We start from the raw sequence: 2,378 nt of genomic DNA, 5'->3' as shown, positions 1-2,378 counted from the left end.
GGTTGCGGGGGACGCTGCAAGTACGTCCCTGTAAGCTCGGTCGCGCCATCCATGGCGCTCACGCCCCCGCAACCGGACCCACCCCGCCTTCGACAGATCKCCGCRATCTGCCTGAACGGCGTCGTGCACCGCTTTGGTAGGTGTCGACCTTGGTCGACACGGTAGATCCACGCCATGCGTGGATGGATCTCTGGATACCTGTTGATCTGTTGGGTGCGGACTGTTGGCTTGGTGGGTGCGGACCGTTGGTCCGCACACCGATGCATCAGGCCAGGTAGACCTGCCCGTCGCGTACGTCCACCGGCACTGCTCGCAGGCGGTCGCCCTTGCAGGGGCCGGCGATGCAGTCGCCACTGTCCAGCGCGAACGAGGCGCCGTGGGCGGCGCAGACCAGATGGCCTTCTCGGCTCTTCAGGAACTGGCCGGGTGCCCAATCCAGGCGCCGGCCCGCGTGCGGGCAGATGTTCAGGAACGCGCGCACCTGCTCACCGTCGCGGTACAGCAGCAGCGACTCGGCATCGCCATCGACCACCGCTTCAACCTCGGCAAACGCACCATCGGCAATGGCATCCAGGGTGATCAGGGCAACAGCGGCAGTCATGGCGAAGGCTCGGACGGAATCGCGCATTGTCGCATGCCTGGTCATGTGGCTAGCTGCGACATGAACACAAGTCATTGATCCGTAATAAGCCAAGGCTATATTTAACGAGTTTTTCACTCAATGACAGTGGCAGCTGCCGATACTCATGGCTCGCTGATTTCCAGCCTATCGAGCCACCATGTTCAATCGCGATTTCGCCTTCAACCAGTTCCGCACCCTGTTTGCCCCGCGCAAGCCGCGCCATCCGCTGGTGCGCGTTGCCGTGGGCCTGCTCGGCTTGGCGATTCTGGCCGCGATGGTGTTCATCGGCGTATTCGTCGGTGCAGCCATGATCCTGGTGGGCCTGGCGTGGAAGCTGCTGGCTTCGCGCAAGCCCGGCCCGAGCCGCCCGGTCGACCCGAACGTGGTCGAGGGCGAGTACCACGTGGTGCGCAAGTCGGCGCTGCCGTCCTCTCGCTGATCGACGCTGCCCGCTGACGGCGGGCCTTGCTGCGTTCTAGACTGCGGGCACTCCCTTCCTGGATGCCCGCATGTCCGATGTCTCCGATGTGATCCCTGCTGCAGCCACGCCGCGTGTACCGGTGGTTGGAGGCGGCAGCTTTCCCGTGCACCGCATCTACTGCGTCGGCCGCAACTTCGCCGACCATGCGCGTGAGATGGGTGCTGCCGTGCCCGCAGCAGATGATCGCGGCCGCCCGATGTTCTTCACCAAGCCGGCCGACGCCATCGTGGTCGGCCACGACGATGTGATCCCCTATCCGCCTGCCACCAGCAACCTGCATCACGAGGTGGAACTGGTGGTGGCGATCGGCCGTGACGCGCCCACCGGCGAGCTGGCCGTGGCCGACGCCGAGGCCCTGGTCTATGGCTACGCCGTGGGCCTGGACCTGACCCGCCGCGACCTGCAGGCCGCCGCCAAGGAGAAGGGCCACCCGTGGGATTCGGCCAAGGGTTTCGATGCCTCTGCACCGATCAGCGAGATCGTGCACGCCGGTGAAGTCGGCGATCTGGCCGCGCTCAATCTGTCGCTGGAGATCAATGGCGAAGTCCGCCAGCAGTCCCTGCTCGACCAGATGATCTGGAACGTGCCGGAGATCCTGCACGAGCTGTCCAAGCTGTGGCAGCTGCGCGCCGGCGACCTGGTGTTCATGGGCACGCCGTCCGGCGTGGCCGCACTGAAGCCCGGCGACCGTTTCAGTGCACGCCTTGAGAACGTGGCCGAACGCCACGGCGTGATCGCCGGCTGACATCACCTGCGCTACCCTTCGCGCTGTCCCCCCTCGCCCTCAGGAGAAAAACAACAATGGGAATGCTCACCGAGTTCAAGGAATTCGCGATGCGCGGCAACGTCATCGACCTCGCCGTCGGCGTGGTGATTGGCGCTGCCTTCGGCAAGATCGTCACCGCGTTGGTGGAGAAGATCATCATGCCGCCGCTGGGCTACCTGATCGGCCGGGTGGATTTCTCGCACCTGGCGTGGACGCTGTCGCCGGCCAGCATCGGGCCTGATGGCAAGGAAATCCCGGCCGTGGTGATCGGCTACGGTGATTTCATCAACACGCTGATCCAGTTCGTGATCGTGGCCTTCGCCATCTTCCTGGTGATCAAGGTGATCAACCGCCTGTCGCGCAAGAAGGAAGCGGCACCGGCAGCGCCGGCCGAGGAAGTGGTGCTGCTGCGCGAGATCCGTGACAGCCTGAAGAAATAAGGTTGGTGGCGCCGGGCCATGCCTGGCGGAACGCCATCTTGCCGCTGCGCTCGCCGGGCATGCCCGGCG

4 protein-coding genes are annotated in these 2,378 nt (G+C 64.9%); 3 read left to right on the top strand and 1 reads right to left on the bottom strand.

Features of this window, described 5'->3' with window-relative positions:
* Nucleotides 1–265 precede the first annotated feature (265 nt).
* Complete coding sequence (locus AB4Y84_RS19550) at nucleotides 266–601, bottom strand: Rieske (2Fe-2S) protein (protein WP_049469607.1); 336 nt, start codon at nucleotides 599–601, stop codon at nucleotides 266–268.
* 178 nt (nucleotides 602–779) lie between these two features.
* Between AB4Y84_RS19550 and AB4Y84_RS19545 the strand changes: the two genes are divergently transcribed.
* The 3 genes from AB4Y84_RS19545 (at nucleotide 780) to mscL (ending at nucleotide 2,309) form a co-directional block, all read left to right on the top strand.
* Entirely contained in the window at nucleotides 780–1,061 is a 282-nt protein-coding gene (locus AB4Y84_RS19545; protein WP_025874274.1) for a hypothetical protein, read from the top strand.
* Nucleotides 1,062–1,131: 70 nt separating this feature from the next.
* Nucleotides 1,132–1,848, top strand: coding sequence for a fumarylacetoacetate hydrolase family protein (locus tag AB4Y84_RS19540; RefSeq protein WP_132824343.1), 717 nt, complete (start codon nucleotides 1,132–1,134; stop codon nucleotides 1,846–1,848).
* A 56-nt stretch (nucleotides 1,849–1,904) separates the two neighbouring features.
* The gene (mscL, locus tag AB4Y84_RS19535; protein ID WP_033831860.1) at nucleotides 1,905–2,309 is read left to right on the top strand and encodes a large-conductance mechanosensitive channel protein MscL; all 405 of its coding nucleotides are present in this window, start codon (nucleotides 1,905–1,907) and stop codon (nucleotides 2,307–2,309) included.
* The last annotated feature ends 69 nt before the right edge of the window (nucleotides 2,310–2,378 follow it).

It is taken from the genome of Stenotrophomonas sp. 2YAF22, from assembly GCF_052114665.1.
In the GTDB taxonomy this organism is placed as follows: domain Bacteria; phylum Pseudomonadota; class Gammaproteobacteria; order Xanthomonadales; family Xanthomonadaceae; genus Stenotrophomonas; species Stenotrophomonas indicatrix.
The sequence above is the reverse complement of the archived record's forward strand: the minus strand, read 5'-3'. Positions and strand labels throughout refer to the sequence as shown.

Bases quoted from the DNA above. Each gene is read 5' to 3' on its own strand.
- AB4Y84_RS19550 (WP_049469607.1), bottom strand. From the start codon at position 601: ATGACTGCCGCTGTTGCCCTGATCACCCTGGATGCCATTGCCGATGGT.
- AB4Y84_RS19545 (WP_025874274.1), top strand. From the start codon at position 780: ATGTTCAATCGCGATTTCGCCTTCAACCAGTTCCGCACCCTGTTTGCC.
- AB4Y84_RS19540 (WP_132824343.1), top strand. From the start codon at position 1,132: ATGTCCGATGTCTCCGATGTGATCCCTGCTGCAGCCACGCCGCGTGTA.
- mscL (WP_033831860.1), top strand. From the start codon at position 1,905: ATGGGAATGCTCACCGAGTTCAAGGAATTCGCGATGCGCGGCAACGTC.